General features: G+C 40.0%; 1 pseudogene. It reads right to left on the reverse strand.

Features of this window, described 5'->3' with window-relative positions:
* Nucleotides 1-138: 138 nt before the first annotated feature.
* Nucleotides 139-607: pseudogene (gene tnpA / locus ACTNDN_RS24920) on the reverse strand (IS200/IS605 family transposase).
* Nucleotides 608-745 lie beyond the last annotated feature (138 nt).

Here is a 745-nt window from a genome sequence, read left to right on the forward strand (position 1 = left end):
GAATCAAAACCACCAGTGTGAACTGGTGGTTTGCTCTGCGGCTAAAAGCCTCTCTTACCGGCCTCGGCCTTAAAGGCCCACTGAAAAGGTTTCCCTTCTGCACCACATTCACTCACCAATTCTAAAGAATTTCTTTATTTACTTCCGATTTTTCTCACCCGTGAACGGATCGAATTCTTCGAACAACGTTAGCTGATCAGCCATATAATCTTCTTTCAGCTGATTTCTTATATATTCTTGTATTTGTTTCTTATTTCTCCCCACGGTATCAACGTAGAAACCACGACACCAAAATTTCCGATTCCCATAGCGATATTTCAAATTCGCATGTCGATCAAATATCATCAGGCTACTTTTTTCCTTTTAGGTAACCCATGAACTGCGATACACTTAATTTTGGTGGAATACTAACCAACATATGGATATGATCCGGACAGGCATTTGCTTCATGTATAATGACACCTTTTCTTTCACATAGCTCTCTTATGATTTGTCCTATACTCTTTTTGTATTTGCCATAAATAATTTACCTTCTGTATTTTAGGGCAAAGACTATGTGATACTTACAATTCCATGTTGTATGTGCTAAACTGTTCATGTCCTTCATAAGGGCATACCTCCTTCTTGCGTGAGATAAAGTGGTCGGGAAACCAACTTTATCCTACCATGAAAGGAGGTTTTTTTGTTACCTCGCTATAAGCTCTCCGGAACCCCCGGCATAGCCAGGGGTTTTCGAAACCATCAA

Origin of the sequence: Niallia sp. HCP3S3_B10 (assembly GCF_052064465.1) — a bacterium.
Lineage (GTDB): Bacteria > Bacillota > Bacilli > Bacillales > Cytobacillaceae > Niallia > Niallia hominis.